The organism is Vibrio sp. Vb0667 (assembly GCF_033391095.1).
Genome location: NZ_JAWPOL010000273.1, coordinates 1 through 1,196 on the forward strand (window position 1 = coordinate 1; position 1,196 = coordinate 1,196).

2 protein-coding genes are annotated in these 1,196 nt (G+C 45.2%); one reads left to right on the forward strand and one right to left on the reverse strand.

From position 1 onward, the window contains the following. On the forward strand, window positions 1-207 hold a 207-nt coding region (locus tag R8269_RS25210), incomplete at its 5' end, for a YeaC family protein (protein WP_318222907.1). An 86-nt stretch (window positions 208-293) separates the two neighbouring features. Here R8269_RS25210 and ansA read toward each other — a convergent pair. After that, a partial coding sequence (gene ansA, locus R8269_RS25215; RefSeq protein WP_318222908.1) for an asparaginase occupies window positions 294-1,196 on the reverse strand: 903 nt, incomplete at its 5' end.

Sequence of the window (1,196 nt, forward strand, 5' to 3'; positions counted from 1 at the left end):
TGGCCTGAGGGTACAACACTTTCTAAAGAGCAGCGAGATTCGTGTATGCAAGCTGTGATGTTGTATCAATCAAAACACAATACTGAGGCGCAACATATTACGGTTGCGGCTGGTGGTGAAATCAGTTTTAAGTCTAAACAGGAACTGAAAAAACAGTTCAATACCGATGAAAGTGACATTGTTCGTGTAAACCCGAATCTCGATTGATTCTGTCACTTCATGCCAAAGTAAAAAGCCCAATCAATATTGGGCTTTTTTAATATCTAAGCATTGTTAGAGATTCGAAGAAGCGCTTACAGGCTCATTTCGCCACGCAGTACTTCCTGCATTTTCTCTTTTACTTCTTCGTAAGACAGGTTTTGGCTCAATAAGAAGTGCAGTTTTGCGAGCGCCGCTTCTGGCGTCATATCGTAACCGCTAATTACGCCTGCATCTGCCAACGCACAGCCTGTCGCATAACCGCCCATGTTGACTTTACCAGCCAAACATTGAGTCAGGTTGACCACAATAACACCACGCTCAGAGGCTTCTTTAAGATGGCCTAGTAGTTCTGGGTTTTGCGGAGCGTTACCCACACCAAAGGTTAGCAAAATCATCGCATTCACTGGCTGAAGCAAGGTATTGCGGATAACTTCATGCGAAATACCCGGATACATTGTGATCACACCGATTGGTTGAGGAGTAATGTTGTGAACTTTGAATTCACCTTCAGGTTGCGCGTTCACCTTGATGCTGTTGCTAATCTGAATGTTGATGCCCGCTTCCAACAGTGGCGGCAAGTTTGGTGACGTAAATGCATTAAAGCCGTCAGCATGAGATTTTGTGCTGCGGTTGCCACGCATCAACTGATTGTTGAAGAATAAGGTGACTTCGTTGATTGGGTAGTTTGCTGCGATGTGCAGAGCATTTAGTAAGTTTGCTTGACCATCAGAGCGCAGTTCAGCCAAAGGAATTTGAGAACCAGTAACGATAACTGGCTTACCCAGGTTTTCTAGCATGAAAGACAAAGCCGACGCGGTGTAAGCCATCGTGTCAGTGCCGTGCAGAATAACGAAACCATCGTACTTGTCGTAGTTGTCACGAATGTCATCAGCGATTTGTTGCCAGTCTGCTGGTGTCATATCTGATGAGTCGATAAGAGGATCATATTCGTGGATAGTGTATTCCGGCATCTCTGGACGGTGAAATTCCGGCAT